Origin of the sequence: Clostridioides sp. ES-S-0049-02, from assembly GCF_020658465.1 — a bacterium.
GTDB lineage: Bacteria > Bacillota > Clostridia > Peptostreptococcales > Peptostreptococcaceae > Clostridioides.
The window spans coordinates 38,958-56,870 of the sequence record NZ_JACVWG010000008.1 but is presented as its reverse complement, the minus strand read 5'-3'; the positions used below and the strand labels follow the sequence as shown (position 1 = coordinate 56,870).

At 30.3% G+C, this 17,913-nt stretch carries 16 protein-coding genes; 4 read left to right on the top strand and 12 right to left on the bottom strand.

Features of this window, described 5'->3' with window-relative positions:
• Nucleotides 1-39: 39 nt before the first annotated feature.
• From rlmD to IC213_RS15235, 3 genes are read right to left on the bottom strand one after another with little or no spacing between them, the layout of a single operon-like run.
• Nucleotides 40-1,395 carry a 23S rRNA (uracil(1939)-C(5))-methyltransferase RlmD gene (rlmD, locus tag IC213_RS15245; RefSeq protein ID WP_227863231.1) on the bottom strand — a complete coding sequence of 452 codons (1,356 nt, stop codon included), beginning with the start codon at nt 1,393-1,395 and terminating at the stop codon, nt 40-42.
• A 32-nt stretch (nt 1,396-1,427) separates the two neighbouring features.
• Nucleotides 1,428-2,150 (bottom strand): pseudouridine synthase, encoded by a 723-nt coding sequence (locus IC213_RS15240; protein WP_227435435.1) that lies wholly within the window; start codon nt 2,148-2,150, stop codon nt 1,428-1,430.
• The gene (locus IC213_RS15235) at nt 2,150-2,479 is read right to left on the bottom strand and encodes a DUF1904 domain-containing protein (protein WP_227825101.1); all 330 of its coding nucleotides are present in this window, start codon (nt 2,477-2,479) and stop codon (nt 2,150-2,152) included. Before IC213_RS15235 ends, IC213_RS15240 begins: the two co-directional genes overlap by 1 nt.
• A gap of 203 nt (nt 2,480-2,682) precedes the next feature.
• Here IC213_RS15235 and fba point away from each other — a divergent pair, with 203 nt between their 5' ends.
• Nucleotides 2,683-3,609, top strand: a complete 927-nt coding sequence (gene fba / locus IC213_RS15230) for a class II fructose-1,6-bisphosphate aldolase (RefSeq protein WP_227483382.1) — start codon at nt 2,683-2,685, stop codon at nt 3,607-3,609.
• A 147-nt stretch (nt 3,610-3,756) separates the two neighbouring features.
• Here fba and IC213_RS15225 read toward each other — a convergent pair whose 3' ends face one another.
• The 8 genes from IC213_RS15225 to hadA form a co-directional block, all read right to left on the bottom strand.
• Nucleotides 3,757-5,388 carry a sigma 54-interacting transcriptional regulator gene (locus IC213_RS15225; RefSeq protein WP_227863229.1) on the bottom strand — a complete coding sequence of 544 codons (1,632 nt, stop codon included), beginning with the start codon at nt 5,386-5,388 and terminating at the stop codon, nt 3,757-3,759.
• 477 nt (nt 5,389-5,865) lie between these two features.
• A complete protein-coding gene (locus IC213_RS15220; protein ID WP_227435443.1) occupies nt 5,866-6,903 on the bottom strand; it encodes an electron transfer flavoprotein subunit alpha/FixB family protein in 1,038 nt (345 codons plus the stop codon).
• Between the two features lie 18 nt (nt 6,904-6,921).
• A complete protein-coding gene (gene etfB / locus IC213_RS15215; protein ID WP_227435445.1) occupies nt 6,922-7,707 on the bottom strand; it encodes an electron transfer flavoprotein subunit beta in 786 nt (261 codons plus the stop codon).
• Between the two features lie 32 nt (nt 7,708-7,739).
• On the bottom strand, nt 7,740-8,873 hold the full coding sequence (gene acdB, locus IC213_RS15210; protein WP_227435447.1) for a putative isocaproyl-CoA dehydrogenase AcdB: 1,134 nt from the start codon (nt 8,871-8,873) through the stop codon (nt 7,740-7,742).
• Between the two features lie 47 nt (nt 8,874-8,920).
• Entirely contained in the window at nt 8,921-10,048 is a 1,128-nt protein-coding gene (hadC, locus tag IC213_RS15205) for a (R)-2-hydroxyisocaproyl-CoA dehydratase subunit beta (protein WP_227435455.1), read from the bottom strand.
• A complete protein-coding gene (gene hadB / locus IC213_RS15200; protein ID WP_169468259.1) occupies nt 10,048-11,274 on the bottom strand; it encodes a (R)-2-hydroxyisocaproyl-CoA dehydratase subunit HadB in 1,227 nt (408 codons plus the stop codon). Before hadB ends, hadC begins: the two co-directional genes overlap by 1 nt.
• Nucleotides 11,275-11,288: 14 nt before the next feature.
• The gene (hadI, locus tag IC213_RS15195; RefSeq protein ID WP_227435457.1) at nt 11,289-12,089 is read right to left on the bottom strand and encodes a 2-hydroxyisocaproyl-CoA dehydratase activator HadI; all 801 of its coding nucleotides are present in this window, start codon (nt 12,087-12,089) and stop codon (nt 11,289-11,291) included.
• 38 nt (nt 12,090-12,127) lie between these two features.
• Nucleotides 12,128-13,327, bottom strand: a complete 1,200-nt coding sequence (gene hadA / locus IC213_RS15190; protein ID WP_227435459.1) for an isocaprenoyl-CoA:2-hydroxyisocaproate CoA-transferase HadA — start codon at nt 13,325-13,327, stop codon at nt 12,128-12,130.
• 688 nt (nt 13,328-14,015) lie between these two features.
• Between hadA and IC213_RS15185 the strand changes: the two genes are divergently transcribed.
• The 3 genes from IC213_RS15185 (at nt 14,016) to IC213_RS15175 (ending at nt 16,536) form a co-directional block, all read left to right on the top strand.
• Nucleotides 14,016-15,014 (top strand): D-2-hydroxyacid dehydrogenase, encoded by a 999-nt coding sequence (locus IC213_RS15185; RefSeq protein WP_227435461.1) that lies wholly within the window; start codon nt 14,016-14,018, stop codon nt 15,012-15,014.
• 371 nt (nt 15,015-15,385) lie between these two features.
• A complete protein-coding gene (locus IC213_RS15180; RefSeq protein ID WP_227435465.1) occupies nt 15,386-15,913 on the top strand; it encodes a TIGR04002 family protein in 528 nt (175 codons plus the stop codon).
• Between the two features lie 26 nt (nt 15,914-15,939).
• Entirely contained in the window at nt 15,940-16,536 is a 597-nt protein-coding gene (locus tag IC213_RS15175; protein ID WP_227863228.1) for a TIGR04100 family radical SAM protein, read from the top strand.
• A gap of 484 nt (nt 16,537-17,020) precedes the next feature.
• Here the strand turns inward: IC213_RS15175 and IC213_RS15170 are convergent, their stop codons facing one another.
• Nucleotides 17,021-17,884: an EamA family transporter gene (locus IC213_RS15170; protein ID WP_227435468.1), complete on the bottom strand. Its 864-nt coding sequence runs from the start codon at nt 17,882-17,884 to the stop codon at nt 17,021-17,023.
• Between the last annotated feature and the right edge of the window lie 29 nt (nt 17,885-17,913).

Genomic DNA, 17,913 nt, shown 5'->3' with positions numbered 1-17,913 from the left:
ATCCACCTTTATAACATCATATAAACAGCTAGAACCCTGTTATTCTCTAATAAGTTTAACTACAGTCTCGCAATGAGGTGTATTTGGGAACATATCCATACACTTGACCAATTTAATCTCATAACCATAACCCTTAAAATCAACCAAATCAACAACCAAAGACTTAGGATTACAAGAAATATAAACAATCTCCTCCGCACCAAATCCACAAATATCCCTAATAGCATCCTTATGAATCCCTGGTCTAGGAGGGTCAACAATAATTAAATCAGGCTTATCCTTTAAATCTTTAACAACCTTAGCAACATCTCCAGCAATAAACTCACAATTAGTAAGTCCATTTAACTTGGCATTCTCATTAGCCGCAGCAACAGCTTCCTCAACTATTTCAATACCATACACCTTCTTAGCTGAACCAGCCATAACCTGTCCAATAGAGCCAGTCCCACTATATAAATCAAATACAACCTTATCATTGTAATTTCCAATAAAATCTTTAGCAATACTATAAAGAACCTCTGCTCCTTTAGTATTGGTTTGGAAAAATGAAAATGGAGAAATCTTAAATTTAAGCCCTAAAATTTCCTCTTGTATATAATCTCTTCCATATAAAACTCTTAACTCATCACATTGAACAGCATCTGCTAGACCATCATTAATAGTGTGAAGTACACCTACCAACTCAGCTTTTAAATTAAGTTCTAAAAGCATGTCCTTAAATTCATTCATATTAAAATCTTCCTGAGAAGAAGTAACTATATTAACCATAATCTCATTAGTATAAATCCCTTTTCTAACTACAAGATGTCTTAAATATCCCTTGTGATTCATTGTTCTATAATAAGGAAGATTTTTTTCATTGAAAAATTCTACACTAGATACTAATACTTTTGAGAAGTCTTCATCAACTAACATACATTCTTCAACAGTTTGTATATCTATATGCTTTCCTTTTTTATGAAGTCCTAATGTTAAAGGTCCATTTTTTACTTCATCTCCAAAAGTATATTCCATTTTATTTCTATAGTACTTGTTTTCAGGACTTCCTTCTATTCCCAAAAACTGAAACCCAAATAAGTCTTGCTTTAAAAATAAATCCATAACTTGTTTTTCTTTTATTTCTAATTGCTTTTCATATGGCACTGATAGTAATGTACATCCTCCACATTCTCTAAAGTGCTTACAAGGTGTTTCGGTTTCAAGAGGTGAATATTCAAGTAACTCCATCATCTTAACTTCTGCTTTTTTGCTTCTAACTTTTTTAACAGCAGCTTTTACCTTTTGACCACTTATTCCGCCCTTCATATGGATAACTCTATCTCCAACTTGGCTTAAGGATGTGCCTCCAAACTCCATTTTATCTACTTCAAATTCTATAATATCCTTTTTCTTCACAAATTCTCCTCCAATTTACTATAGTATCTTTATTATCTTTCTTCAATCAATTTTACTTCTTCATCTGTTAACTCTCTATATTCGCCTAACTCTAAGCTTTCATCCAACTTTAAATTACCCATAGACAATCTTTTTAAGTATACTACTTTTTTATCTACGCTTTCAAACATTCTTTTAACTTGGTGAAATTTACCTTCATGTATTGTAAGTTCTATCTCTGATTCCTCATCACTCTTTAATATTTTTAACTGAGATGCCATAGTTTTGTACCCATCATCAAGTACTACTCCTTCTGCAAAAGCTTCTACATCTTTTTCAGTCACTATCCCATCAATTTTTGCATAATAAGTCTTAGGCACATGCTTCTTAGGCGATAAAACTCTGTGAGAAAGCTTCCCATCATTAGTTAAAACTAACAATCCCTCTGTGTCTTTGTCTAATCTTCCAACAGGAAATGGCTCAAATGCTAAGTATGATACATCAATCAAATCTAAAACTGTTGGGTCGTATTTATCTGTAGTTGCTGATATATATCCATCTGGTTTATTCATCATTAAATATATATATTCTCTATAGAAAACTTCTTCTCCATTGAATAATATTTCATCGTTTTCAGTATCCACTTGAGTCCCTGGGTTTGAAACTTCACTTCCATTTACTACTACAGAACCTTGCTTACAATATTTCTTTATCTCACTTCTACTTCCATAACCTAAGTTTGAAAGAATTTTATCTATACGTTGCTTCTTAGCCATTAAAAATGTTCTCCATTCTCATAATATTTTTCTTTTTCAAATAATGTAAATGCTAAATCCATACTTTCAACATCTAAATTATTTCTTATACTATCAGTTATTATTCTTGCTACTGTATCTTGTACTTCTTGTCCTCTATCAAACCATGCTATCTCAACAAAAGGATACACTTCTGCTATTTTACCATCTCTTATTGCAACTGATTTTATACATTCTATCTCAAAGTAATCTCTTGGACATTTTACAGCTTCAACTAAATCATCTATCATTTTTTCACTTATTTTACATATATCATTTTCATGAATTCCTCTTATCTTTATCTGTGGCATATTGACTCCTTTATTTAACCCTTCTTTATTTTAATTCTTCCTAAATTGTTTCTATTCTTTATTATTCTGCCTAATCCTATTATCTTCTATTTAACATTATACTTGTAATTTATAGTTATTACAATTTACTATGTACTTTTTTTGATTTAACGTTATAATATAAGTGATGGGTAAATTTTAAAAGTTAATAGGAGGAGTTTAAAATGGCATTAATTAATACAAAAGAAATGTTTAAAAAAGCTTACGAAGGTGGATTTGCTATAGGTGCATTTAACATAAGTGACTTAGAACAATTACAAGGTGTTTTAAAAGCTGCTAAAGCTAAAAATTCTTATGTTATGATACAAGCTTCTATGTCAGCTGTTAAATATGCTGGACCTCATACTTTAGTTGAGATGGTTAAAGCTGCTTCTGATGAAATAGGTGTAGATGTAGCTCTTCACTTAGATCATGGTCCAAATATGGATGCTATTAAAACTTGTATTGATGCTGGTTTCTCTTCAGTTATGATAGATGGATCTCATTTTGACTTTGAAGAAAATGTTAAAATAACTAAAGAAGCTGTTGAATATGCACACTCTAAAGGTGTTGTTGTTGAAGCAGAACTTGGTGTTTTAGCTGGAACAGAAGATGATGTTACTTCTGATGTTCATAAATATACTCAACCTGCTGAAGCAGTTGAATTTGTTGAAAGAACAGGAGTTGATTCATTAGCAATAGCTATAGGAACTTCTCATGGTGCTTTCAAATTCAAAGGAGAAGCTAAATTAAGATTCGATATACTAGAAGAAATCCAAAGCAAATTACCAGGTTTCCCAATAGTTCTTCATGGTGCATCTGCTGTTGACCAAAACGCTGTTGCTACATGTAATGAATTTGGTGGAAATATAGCTGGAGCTAAAGGTGTACCTGTAGACATGTTAAGAAAAGCATCTTCTATGGCTGTTTGTAAAATAAACATGGATACTGACTTAAGACTAGCTATGACTGCTGCTGTTAGAAAATTCTTAGCTGAAAATCCAAAAGAATTTGACCCAAGAAAATACATTGGTGCTGGTAGAGATGCTATACAAGCTGTAGTTGAAAGTAAAATAGATGATGTTTTAGGTTCTGCTAACTCTATAAACTAATATAACTTTTAAATATTTATAAAAGAAAAGAGATGACTTAGAGTAATTAAATTTATTTCTAAGCCATCTCTTTTAAGTTGTATATAGGTTATGTATTTAAAAATATATTTTTTTATAAAATTAATTAATATAGCATATAATTATCTACTAAACACGAATATATCCGCTTTTTATCTTTCTATGTATTGTAGAAGGATATATGCCTATCACTTCGGCTGCCTTTGTTATTGAACCATATTTATTTATAGCCTTACTTATCATTATTTGGTCTACCATTTTATATGCATCATTCAGATTCATAATTCCATTTACCACTATTGGTGATAAATCATTTGATTCGTTATCAATCATATCCAGATTTATAAGCATATTAAATTCATCTTCTCCAATTACGTTTTTGGCTGATAATACTACAAATCTTTCAATAATATTTTTTAACTCTCTTATATTTCCTGGCCAAGAGTATTCTTCCAATAATTCAATAACCTTAGGTGAAACTTCTACTTCTCTATTGTACTTATCATTATAAAGTTTTAGGAAGTAGTCCACTAATGGAACTATATCTTCTTTTCTCTCTCTAAGTGGTGGTATCTTTACTGGAATAACACTCAATCTATAGTATAAATCTTGTCTAAATTTAAGGTTGTTTCTAAGGTCCTCATGAGAAATATTAGTGGCACTTATATATCTAACATCTATCTTTATAGGTTTACTCCCACCAATTCTAGTAATTGTGTTTTCTTGTATAACTCTAAGTAATTTTTTTTGCATTTGCATTGGCAATTCACCTATTTCATCCAAGAATATAGTTCCACCATTTGCTTCTTCAAAAAGTCCTTTTTTACCCTTTTTCTTAGCTCCAGTAAAAGAACCTTCTTCATATCCAAAAAACTCTGATTCTAATAATTCATTTGGTATAGCCCCACAGTTTATAGCTATAAAAGGCTTTTCCCTTCTTGAACTATACTTATATATTGTCCTAGCTATAATTTCTTTTCCTACGCCTGATTCTCCATTTATAAATATAGAAGAATCTGATGCTGCAGCTCTTTTGACAACTTTTTTTATATTGTCCATAGTCTTACTTTGACTTATATACTCTGTATCTTCTGATACATCACTATATCTTATCTGAGATTCAAGTTTAATAACCCTTGATATATCTCTACCTGTAAGTACTCCTCCTGTAAGTTTTCCTTTTGAGTCCCATATTGGAACGGCTGTATAAGCGATAAGCTTTCCATCAGGATAAACAATATTTCTATAAATCTTTTTCTTTACCTTAAGCATATTTAATATTATTGGTTCTTCAACTAACCCCTGTCTGACAAGATCTGTTATATTTCTACCAAGTACTTCAGTTCTTTTAAAAGGTAAAATCTCATCACTGACAGTATTCATCTTTTCAATTACTCCATCTTTGTTAAATACAACGACAACTTCATCTATATGTTCTATTATATCCTCAACTATTTTGTCAGATATTACAGACTTCTCAAATAAATAAACTATGTTATTTTCATTATCATTATCTCTCATATTATAAATATGTGCAGTCATTCTTAATTCTCTAAAAGCTATTTTCTTTTTATTATTCACCAGTATATCTTTTTTGTCAAAATTTGAATCTAATTCATTTATATTTTTAGGTCTTTTTATATCGAGAAAGCTAAAAATATTATCTATTAGATGATTACAGTATATTATTTCGCCTGACTCTTTGCATAAAATAACTGGATTTTCTACATGTTCTATAAGCCCTATCAAATTATTATCCATCAATATTCGCACCTTTCATTAAGTAATTTATTGAACTACATACAAAATTTATTGTTTGCTTACAATAAATACTATTAGCACATACAACCAACTCCTTATTTGTCTTTTTTTAATATCTTGCTTCATTAAAATACAACTTACAGATAATTTTAATGGTCATAGTTTGTTAAAAATTTCATTTTGCTTTTAATTGTATTTTATCACATATTCGGTAATTATTTGTCTGTTTAACACAATTTAATTAAAATTAGTGCTTATTTTTGAAAATAAAGATAATCCTTATAGAATATGACTCACATTTTGTAAGTAATATACATATAAGGATTATCTAGATATCTTGTATTATAAAATTTTATTCAAACAGACTCTTTAATAACTGACAAATACAATTTAGTAATAACCATATTATGTAATAATATTTATGTTACTAACTAATAAGGCTTATTTCATCAGTAATATTTAGGTACTTGTTACCTATTAAGCTTTTATAGCTTCTAATAAATCATCAACGCTATCTAATTTATCTATAAGCATTGGAACTATTTCATGTAAGTCACCAACTACTCCATAATCAGCAATTTCTAATATTGGAGCTGCTGGGTTTTTGTTTATAGCAATTATGAAATCTGATGATTGCATACCTGCTAAATGTTGTATTGCTCCTGATATACCACAAGCTATGTATAGGTTTGGTTTAACAGTAGTTCCTGTTTGACCTACTTGGTGAGAATGGTCTATCCATCCAGCATCTACAGCTGCACGAGAAGAACCAACTACTCCACCTAATTTGTCAGCTAATTGTTTAAGCATTTCAAATCCTTCAGGTCCACCTAATCCTAGACCACCTGATACTATAACATTTGCATCTGTAAGAGATACTAAATCTTTTTTACTCTTAACTGTTTCTAAAACAGTAGTTCTTATATCATCTTGAGTTATTTTGTAATCTAATGCTATAACTTCACCAGTTCTTGTTTCGTCTTTTTCAGCTTTATCCATAACTCCAGGTCTAACTGTAGACATTTGAGGTCTATGGTTTGGACAAATGATTGTAGCCATTATGTTTCCACCAAATGCTGGACGAGTTTGTTTTATTTTCTTATCTTCTGGGTCTATTTCTAGTTTAGTACAGTCTGCTGTTAATCCAGTTCCTACTCTTGAAGCTATTCTAGGGGCTAAGTCTCTACCTATATGAGTTGCTCCGAAAAGCATTATTTCTGGTTTTATTTCATCTATTGCATCTTTTATTACTTTTGTATATGCATCAGTTGTATATTTTTCTAAAAGAGCATCATCTGCAACATAAACTTTATCAGCTCCATAAGAAATTAATTCTTTAGCTAATCCATCAACATCTTTTCCTAATAATACTGCACAAAGTTCTGCATCTACTTCTTTAGCTAATTTTCTTCCTTCTCCTAATAATTCGATAACTACTGGAGTTATTTTTCCATCTCTTTGCTCTGCAAATATCCATACGTTTTTATAAGAACTTAAATCTTTTATATCATTCATAGTTTGTACTCCTCCAACTTATATAATGTGCTTTTGTTTTAGACCTATTATTATTTTGTTAGCTATTTCGTCAGCTTTACCTTCTAAGATTTCTCCTTTTCCTCTTGGCTCAGGAGTAAATGATCTAAATACTTTAGTTGGTGATGCTTTTAAGCCAACTTCTTCTTTATTTACGTCTAAATCATCAATTGTCCAAACTTTTACATCATGTTTATATGCTTTAACTATTTTATCAACAGACATATATCTAGGTGCATTTAATTCTTTTACTGCTGTTAAAAGTACAGGTGTACTTACTTTAATTAATTCATATCCATCTTCTAATTGTCTTTGAACTATTATGTCTTTTCCTTCTATTTTGAAGTCTTGTACATATGTAACTTGAGGAATGTTTAATTTTTCTGCAATTTGTGGTCCAACTTGTGCAGTATCTCCATCTATTGCTTGTCTTCCTGCAAATATTATATCATAGTCGCCTATTTTAGATATTCCTGCTGCGATAGTATTTGATGTAGCCCAAGTATCAGCTCCTCCAAATGCTCTATCACTTAATAATATTGCATCATCAGCCCCCATAGCTAAACACTCTCTTAGCATAAAATCTGCTTGAGGAGGTCCCATTGTTATAACTGTTATAGTTACATCATCATGCTCATCTTTAATTTTTAATGCTTCTTCTAATGCATTTGCATCATCTGGGTTTAATATACTTGGAACTCCATCTCTTATAAGAGTACCTGTTTCTTTATTTATTCTTACTTCGTTAGTATCTGGAACTTGTTTTACGCAAACTAATATTTTCAAAGTCTATACCTCCAATTTCATTAGATTATTTATTATTTTAATACGTTTGATGAAATTACCATTTTTTGAACTTCTGATGTTCCTTCGTATATTGATACGATTCTAGCATCTCTGTACATTCTTTCGATTTCATAATCTTTTATGAATCCATATCCACCGTGAAGTTGTAATGCTTTATAAGCAACTTCATTTGCAACTTCTGCTGCATAGTATTTAGCCATTGCAGATTCTTGAGCAACTCTCATTCCTGCATCTCTCTTTTGTGCTGCATCATAAACTAATCCTCTAGCTGCACAAACTTTTGTTTCCATATCAGCTATAGTAAATTGAGTATTTTGGAATTTAGCTATAGGCTTACCAAATTGAACTCTTTGTTTTGTATATTTGACAGCTTCATCTAAAGCACCTTGAGCAATTCCTAGAGCTAAGGCAGCAACACCTATTCTACCTACTTCTAAAGTACCCATTGCTATTTTAAATCCATTACCTTCTTTTCCTATAAGGTTTTCTTTTGGAACTTTAACATTTTCAAATATTAAGTCAGAAGTTTCAGTTCCTCTTATACCCATCTTATCTTCATGAGCTCCTGTTGAGAAACCATCCCATTTGCTTTCTACTATAAATGCTGATGTTCCTCTAAGACCTTTAGATCTATCTGTAACTGCTATTACTATAGCTATATCGCAGAATGGTCCATTAGTTATGAAAGTTTTTCTACCATTTAATATGTAGTGGTCTCCTACTAATTCTGCTGTAGTTTGTTGTCCACCAGCATCAGAACCAGCTCCTGGCTCAGTTAAACCAAATGCTCCTATTAACTCACCTGTTGCTAAACCTCTTAAGTATTTTTGTTTTTGCTCTTCAGTACCATTGTAAAGTATTGGTAATGTAGCAAGAGAAGAACCAGCTGTAACGAAAGTAGCTGTTGAAGCACATCTTCTAGCTATTTCTTCCATTATGATAGCGTAAGAAACATATCCTGCTCCCCCACCACCATATTCTTCTGGGATATTACTGCTTATAAATTTTGTTTCAGCTAATTTTTTGATTAATTCCTTAGGCATTACACCTGTTTTATCCATTTCTGCTGGTAAAGTATCTAATTCTTTACTAACAAAATCTCTTACTGCTTTTCTTAAAAGTTCTTGCTCTTTGTTATATAACATAGCTTCCTCCAATTTTCATATTTTATAGTAAATTTATTTTAATGAACTTAAGCTAAACTCATCATCTCAGCAAAAGTTTGAATACGAGTTCTTGCTTGTTCATTATTCTGAGTTTGTTGGTCAATTTCAACATATAAAGTAGGTATTCCACTATCTTCTATATCTTTCTTAACTAAAGGATAATCGTATTCTTCTGGGTCACAGAATTTCATCATACAGAAGATAACACCATCTACATCTTTCTTTTTAACTTCATCTACTATAAGTGACCCACGTTTTTTCTTAGGGTCATAAGCTAATGAACAACCTTCTATGTTTGACCATTGTCTTGCTAATCTTTCTAATGCATCATCACCTGCAGGCACATCTGTTCTGAATTGTCTTGTTTCTTGAGCTAAATCATCAGCTACTACTGCTATATTATTGTCTTCTAAAATATCTAATATATCTTTAGAATCTGCTAATATACCTGTCAATAAAACTTTCTTTCCAGAACAGACTTCTTCTGGCATTGTGTTTAATTTTGCTATTAAATCTTTTACTAATTTAGTGTGTTCTTCTTTTCTCATAAAGAATCCACTTTTAATTACTAAGCTTCTTATTGATGGTTTTATAGTATTAGAATGTTTATAAGCTACTTCAACAAAGTCTCTCATAGTTTTTCTATGTTCATTGTAAATTTCTATACTTTCATGAATTTTTGCTTCTTCTATTTCATAACCACATATTTCTTCAAGTTCTCTTTTTACACCTTTGTATTCACTGATTAGGTATTTTACACCAGCTTCAAGTTTTCTGTTTTGTGGGTGTACTAATGATATATATTTTATGTGAGGTACTGCTGATTTCCAGTTTTGTCCTAAACAAATTAATGTGTCACACATACCTGGTATGATAACTCCAGATAATTCATCATATGCACCTTTTAATCCATACTCTAGACATGATTGCATTATTGAACATGCAAATGCAGGGAAATATTGTTTAGCTAAATCTAATTCTGTTTGTCCTCCCCATATACCAACTGGAAGCATTCCAGCTGCATGTATAATTTCTTCTGGGCAATAAACTGGGAAACAACCTATAGCTTTTTTACCAGTTGCATTTTTATATTCTTTTACAGCCTTATTTGGATTTTCAACTACTTCTTTCATTTTAGATAAAATAGCTTCCATTATATCTCACCTCTATTAAGTTTTTTTCTTTCTTCCATTACTTCAACTAAACCTTGAATTCTTGTTTCAAATTGAGCATTAGTAAAGGCTCTAGGGTCAGCTTGGTCACCATCAAATCCAGCATATGGTAATCCAGTTTCTTCAGCTGCTCTTCTTTGCATTTCATATTGTATTAAACTCATAAGTTTACAGCTTCTGTTCATATGATAGAATGCTCCATCACATTTACCCTCTACTAAAGAATCAACTCTATATTTTGTCATACGGTCTAAGTTTACATTGTTAAACATAGTACTGTATGCTACTGCCATTCCATCTAAATCATTAACTTCATATTGTAATGCCCAAGCATGTGGATAAACACTACCTGTCATATTAACTCCAAATTTAGCTAATGTTTTCATTTTATATCCAATATATGGCCAGCAAGGTATACCTTCCATCATTATTCTATACTTTTCTTCTCCTCTGAAAGAAGATTTTCCAGTTTTCATATTATCTTCTAACTCTTCTATAAGTAATTTAAATGCTTCTGTAGTTTCTTTTTTACCTCTAGCACAAACTATTACAGCCATATAAGTAAATAAATCAAATCCATTCATTGGTGAAGGAGAAGAATCTGCTGGTAAACTCATAGAATATTTCCATAGTCTTCCGTTCTCAGCTGATACTTTCATTACTTCTTCAAATTTCTTAGGGTCAAATTTCTTTCCTGATATAATTTCTAACTGTTTTATAGCCTCTTCAAATTGAGCTTTTATATAGTCTATTCTAGATTGAGTTACTTCATCTTCATTATTGAAAGTTGTATCAATCATTATTAAAGGTATATCTAATTCTCTTGAAATATTTTCATACCATTTTATAACTTGATTACATATATTATTACAGCAAAGTAGGAAATCTGGAGCTGGCATATCTAAAGCTTCACATCCACCATTTTCTAAAAGACCAAAGTTTGTTCTTGCATATGCACATAGGTCGATAGAATATCCTTTAGATTCAGCCATTTCACATAATTCTAAAGAACCTTTTTTAGCCGCTACCCCAGCTGCTTGATTTTCTGGATATAATACATTTAAGTCAAATACTTCTGCTAACTCTTGAGGAAATACTGATGTTGACCAACCTACAGGTCTTCCTTCTTCTTTAGCTTTAAATGCATTTGCATATTGTTCAGCTAATAAATCGTTTATTACTACTCTAGCTTCTTTTTTTTCAGACATTGTCATCCCTCTTTTTATATATTTTTCACTTCTTTTTGTGATTCTTTTGCTTCATCAAAAGCATATAATGCTGCTCCTAAAGCACCAGTTAATTGAGGTATATCAGGTACAATAATTTCTGTATTGATTTCTCTTGCCATAGCTCTTACAATTCCACTATTTCTGGCAACTCCACCAACCATTACTACGTTTCTTTGTACTCCTATTCTTTTTGCTAGGCTAGAAACTCTCTTTGCTACTGAAGTGTGAATACCTGCTACTATATCTTCAATTTTTGCATTTTCTGATAAGTGTGATATAACTTCAGATTCTGCAAACACTGTGCATGTACTACTTATTGATACTTCATTTTGAGAATTCATAGATATACTTCCGAGTTCAGATACATCAACCTCTATTATTTTTGCCATTACATCTAAAAATCTTCCTGTACCTGCAGCACATTTGTCATTCATAAGAAAGTTTAGTAATCTTCCATTCTTATCTAGCTTTAGTACTTTAGCATCTTGACCACCTATATCAATAATGGTTCTTGTTTCTGGAATTATGAAGTTTACTCCTCTAGCATGACAACTTAACTCACTTATCTGTTTGTCAGCATCAGAATATTTCATTCTCCCATATCCTGTAACTACTATTTTTTCAATGTCTTCTCTTCCAAGACCTGACTCGCTGTATAATTTTTCCAAAACTCTTGATGGTCCAGTAGTCCCAGTACCAGAAGATATCGTAGCTGAAGCCACAATATCCTCTCCATCTTTTAAAATTACTCCCTTTGATGCAGTTGAACCTATATCTAATCCCATTGTATACATCTTTAGTATTCTCCTTTCCCAAAATCTAGAAATACTAATTAGTATCTTACAACTTTATCTTCTTTTAAGTTATTTATTTTTGATTCGTCATATCCTAAAGTTTTTAATACTTCTATAGTATGTTCCCCTACTTTTGGTGCTGGTGTATAATCTTTTATTCCTTCATTTCTAAACATAACTGGAGTATTAACTAAAACACCTGTATTTCCACTATCATATGTCTTCTTAAATAAGAAGTCATTTGCCCAAGCTTGTTCATCATCTAGTAAATCTTCACAGCTTTGGATTTTTTCAAATGGTAAGTCTGCTTCTTCTAATAAAACTGACCACTCATCTAATGTTTTTTCTAACATAGCTTCTCCAACTATCTTAACTAAATCTTCAATGTGATTAACCATTGAATCTATGTTGTTGTATCTATCATCTTCTAATATATATTCTCTATTTATAACCTTACAGAATTTGCCTAACCACTTATTGTATTGTATTAAAGCTAATTGAATCCATCTTCCATCTTTACATTTATATGTAGTCATTAATGGGCTGTTTGGATTTTCTCTTGATAAAGGCATTTCATTTCCATATTGTGCTGTTGTTATCATTGTTCCCATTCCATATATAGCTGTATGGAAAAGACTTACTGTTACTCTTTCACCTACACCAGTTTTTCCTTTTTTATGTAATGCAGCTAAACTTCCTGCTGCTAATGCTAAACCTGCATAGTGGTCACCAAATCCTGCTGCTGTATTTGCTGGAGATGTTCCTTTTTCCATTACAGATTGGCTAACTCCTCCTCTTGCAAAGTATGCAGTATAGTCAAATCCTGGTTTATCTTTTAAAGGTCCTTTTTCACCATATCCTAATATTTGAGCAAATATTAGTCCTGGATACTTATCTTTTATTTGGTCATAAGCTATACCCATTTTTTCTAATGCTTGAACTCTAACATTAGTTACAAATATGTCTGCTTCTGATATTAATTTATGTAATATTTCTATTCCTTCTTTTGATTTTATATTAATACTTACACCCTTCTTATTTCCATTTTCTAATTCAAACATAGGGTTTTCATCATCTGATGCTGGAGATTTAAATGTTCCACCCATAACTCTTATTCCATCACCTTCTATAGGCTCAACTTTAATAACATCTGCACCCCAGTCACCTAACATTTTTGCACAACATGGTGCTGCGATGAAACTTGAAAGTTCTACTACCTTAACTCCTTCTAAAAGCATAACGTTTTCCTCCTTAATAGTATCAATTATAAAAATTCAATTAAATCACATATAAAGTACTTTTTTCTGATATTAACTATTTGATGTCAAAGTTCCTAATCTTATTGAGATAACTTATAAAATTATTAAAAGTTATAAATGATTATTTTTTATATTTTTTATTGTCTTACACCTATATTGTTAAGCATTTATCGTGCCAACTTTATATTTAAGCAAAATATCGCTTGATTTGAATGTTTTTTAACAATATACAATTGCATTATTAATTTCATATCGTGGCATCATGCAACTCTCCATAGCATTTTGCCATTTTTTTTATGCCTTTAAAAGTTTTTTTTATATATTTTTTTATGAAAAAGCTTGACTTTTCAAAAAAAATTTTCATTGCTAAACTCAAAAACACATGCTATCATTGTAATTAATCAATTGATTAGTTAACTAATTTAAAACTTAGATAATTTTTTAATAATATTTAATCTAAAAAATAACAATTTCTTTGATAAATGTTTAGAGCAATTATTATCTTAAATAAAAAATAACTAAATATCAAAATAACACAGGGAAAACAATTTCAAAACTAAATTTTTAACCTTAAAAATTTTGTATAAAAATATAACCTTATATTGCTACATATTATTTCTAAATGAAAAATTACCATATAATTTAATAATTACAGGAGGGTATTGATATGAAAATACTAGTATTTGGAGCACGCGATTATGAAGAACCAGTAATAAAACAATGGTCTGAAGAACATAAGGATGTTCAAGTGGATATTTATCCTGAAAACATGACTGAAGAAAATGTAGTAAAAGCTAAAGGATATGATGGTATATCTATACAACAAACTAACTATATAGATAACCCTTATATTTATGAAACTTTAAAAGATGCTGGGGTTAAAGTTATAGCTTCAAGAACTGCAGGGATGGACATGATACATTTTGGTTTAGTTAATGAAAATGGACTTATTGTTACAAATGTTCCTTCTTATTCACCTAATGCAATAGCTGAATTAGCTGTTACTCAAGCTATGAACCTTTTAAGAAAGACTCCTTTAGTAAAGAAAAAAGTCTGTGAAGGTGACTATCGTTGGATAGCTGAACTTCTTGGAACAGAAGTTAGATCTATCACAGTTGGTGTTATAGGTACAGGAAAAATAGGTGCTACTTCTGCCAAATTATTCAAAGGCTTAGGAGCTAATGTAATTGCATTTGACCAATATCCAAATAAAGATTTAAATGATATATTAACTTATAAAGATTCTTTAGAAGACCTTCTTAAAGAAGCTGACCTTATAACATTACATACTCCTTTACTTGAAGGAACAAAACATATGATAAATAAAGATACTTTAGCTATAATGAAGGATGGCGCTTACATAGTAAATACTGGTCGTGGTGGTTTAATTAAGACAGGGGACTTAATAGAAGCACTAGAAGCTGGAAAAATAAGAGCTGCTGCCCTTGATACATTTGAAACTGAAGGATTATTCTTAAATAAAAAAATGAACCCAGGTGAATTAACTGACCCAGAAATCAACAAACTTCTTTCTATGGAGCAAGTTATATTTACTCATCACCTTGGATTCTTCACTAGTACAGCGATAGAAAATATAGTTTATTCTAGTTTAAGTAGTGCTGTAGATGTTATAAGCACAGGAACTGCTGCTAATAGAGTAAATTAGTATTTTATAAATATATTTTTTCATTAATTAGCTATTATCTAACAAAATAGCCTTTAATTTCCCAAATATAAGAGAGTCTATTCAATATACATTGAGTATGACTCTCTTATATTATTTTTCTTATTTTATATTATTTGTATACACCTACTATTTGTTATATTTTATATCAAATTTACAACAACCTTTCTAATTATCCTATTAAATTATCCTAATTACAATCTACTTTTCCATCAAAAGACTTTGAATGGGTACAATTCACTTTTTACCAGAAAAATACCAAACAAACTATGAAAATTGTATGATTAATATTAATATATTTATAAGAAAACATTACAAGAATACTAGTTTGGGATTTTTGAGGAGGGATTATATTGGAAAAAATGAATAAAGCTACTTCTAAAAAGACGACCTGTATCGTCACTTCAGCGCTATTTGCGTCTATAATATGTTTGACAATAGCTTATATATTACATATTCCAGTTGGAGGAAACAATGGATATGTTCATATAGGAGATGCCTTTATTTATCTAGCTGCAACTATTTTACCAACAAACTATGCTATAGCAGCCTCCGCAATAGGCGCTGGTCTAGCTGATTTATCTACAGGAGCTGCAATATGGGTAATACCAACTATAATTATAAAGCCAATACTCGTATTATTTTTCACTTCTAAAAGTGACAAGATAATAAATAAACGAAATATAATTGCTTCATTTGTAGCAGGCATAGTAGGTCTAGTTTTATATATGTTTGCTGAGGGAATAATTATTGGAAGCTTTACAAGTGCTTTTGTAATGAGTTTACTTGGTTTGTTACAGCCAATAGGAAGCTTTATTGTGTTTGTACTTCTAGGGATAGCACTTGATAAACTTGATTTTAAAAGACGTTATTTTAACTAAAAACTTAAATTTATGGAGGGAAAATTATGAATATCTTATATACAATTGAAAATAGTATCTATGTAAATATAACTAATACATGTCCATGTAGCTGTGTGTTTTGCATAAGAAATGAAAAAGATGAAGTAGCAAATAGTGGTAGCTTATGGTTAGAACACGAACCAAGTATTAATGAAGTAAAAGAAGCCTTTGACAAATATAATTTAGATGAATATGATGAAATTGTATTTTGTGGATACGGTGAACCACTAATGAGGATAAATGAATTAATAGAAGTTGCTAAATTTGTAAAAGGGAAAAGTAATATCAAAACAAGAATAAATACAAACGGTCTAAGCGATTTAATACACAATAAAAAAACTGCTATTATGTTAAAAGATGTGATAGATACAGTATCAATAAGTCTTAATGCTCCAAATAAAGAAGCTTATAATAGAGTTACTCAACCAAAGTTTGGAGAAAAATCATTTGACTACATGTTAGATTTTGCAAAAGATTGCAAAGAATATATAAAAGAAGTTGCCTTTTCAGTAGTAGATGAAATATCTCCAGAGGAAATAGAAGAATCTAAACAATTAGCAAAAGAACTTGATATACCACTTAGAGTTAGACATAAAAACTAACAATTATAAATTAGTATTTAAAACCTTAATACAAGGTTGACATATGAAAATAGTTAACTATAGGTGGGTCTTTAAAATAACGTAATAAAACATTATCTATTTAGTTAATGTTTTATTACTTTTAATACCTTTCTTGATAACAGAATCATTCTTTGCTATAACCCACATGTAAGTCAGAAGAAATATGACTATGTCTAACAAGACCAGAAAACTTTTTAAGAAAATACATAAAAAAGAGAAAAAATATAAAGTAGTGAATTAGAGAAAAAACTTGATAATATTTCCTTTGCCTATGATGGTATGGAAATTATAGTCTGAAGCATTGAATAATAAGCACAATGAAAAGTCAGAAAATATTAATATATAGTTTGTCTAAAGTCTGAGCTGGTGCAAATTCTCTGCACCAGCTACAACATGTTTTACCCCATCACATTTTTGTTTATCTAGCCCTTTATAGACTTCCATCATCTCTCTGATTTATCAATTAAAGCAATAACAACCATCCACCAATTAATATAAGAATTGAACCTGGTATTTTCTCCTTGATATTTTCTTTAAATATAAAGTGAGCAAGTATTAAGGTTATTATCATAGAAACTTGAGAAAATGGTTCTGCTATACTGAGTTCTAAATTATTTAAAGCAATTAATAATGCTAGATAAGAATATCCATTAATAGCACCACTTAAAATTGAAAGTCCCTTCTTATTACTAAATATTTCATAGATTACTCTTTGTTTCTTTTTAAATGCTAAAAAGACAAATAGATTTAATCCAACAAAAAAGTAAAGTATCGTTGAATATAGTATAGGAGATACTTGAACATAAAATGCCTTATCTAATACCCTTCCTACTGATTGAAAAAATATGTACAAAAACATCAATCTACATGGTAGATTATTTAGAATGGCAGATGCATTTTTTAATAAAGAACTTACATTTTTTAATATAAATACTCCACCTATCATAATTATAATTCCTGCAACTTTTGCTAAACTAAAACTTTCGCCTAAAAATACAACTGATAAAAGCAATAGAAATAGTGAGTTTAAACTGTTTATTGGAGTTACAAGTGAAACTTCACCAGTTGCTAGAGATGTTACATATGCTACTGACCCAATCGAATAAACTAAGCTACTTATATAGCATGGTATTAAAAAAGACCAATCTCCAACCTTACTCATTATACTAAATGGTAGTAAACATACTCCACCTATAAAGAAAAATAAAAATGATGAAGCTATATTTTTATAAATATCGCCTTCCTCATCACCTAATAATCTTACAACTACTCTTTCAAAGGCTAACAGCACTACTCTAATTAATAGTGCAAAATAAGATATTATCATTTTTGACCTCACTTAAAAATTAATCTGAA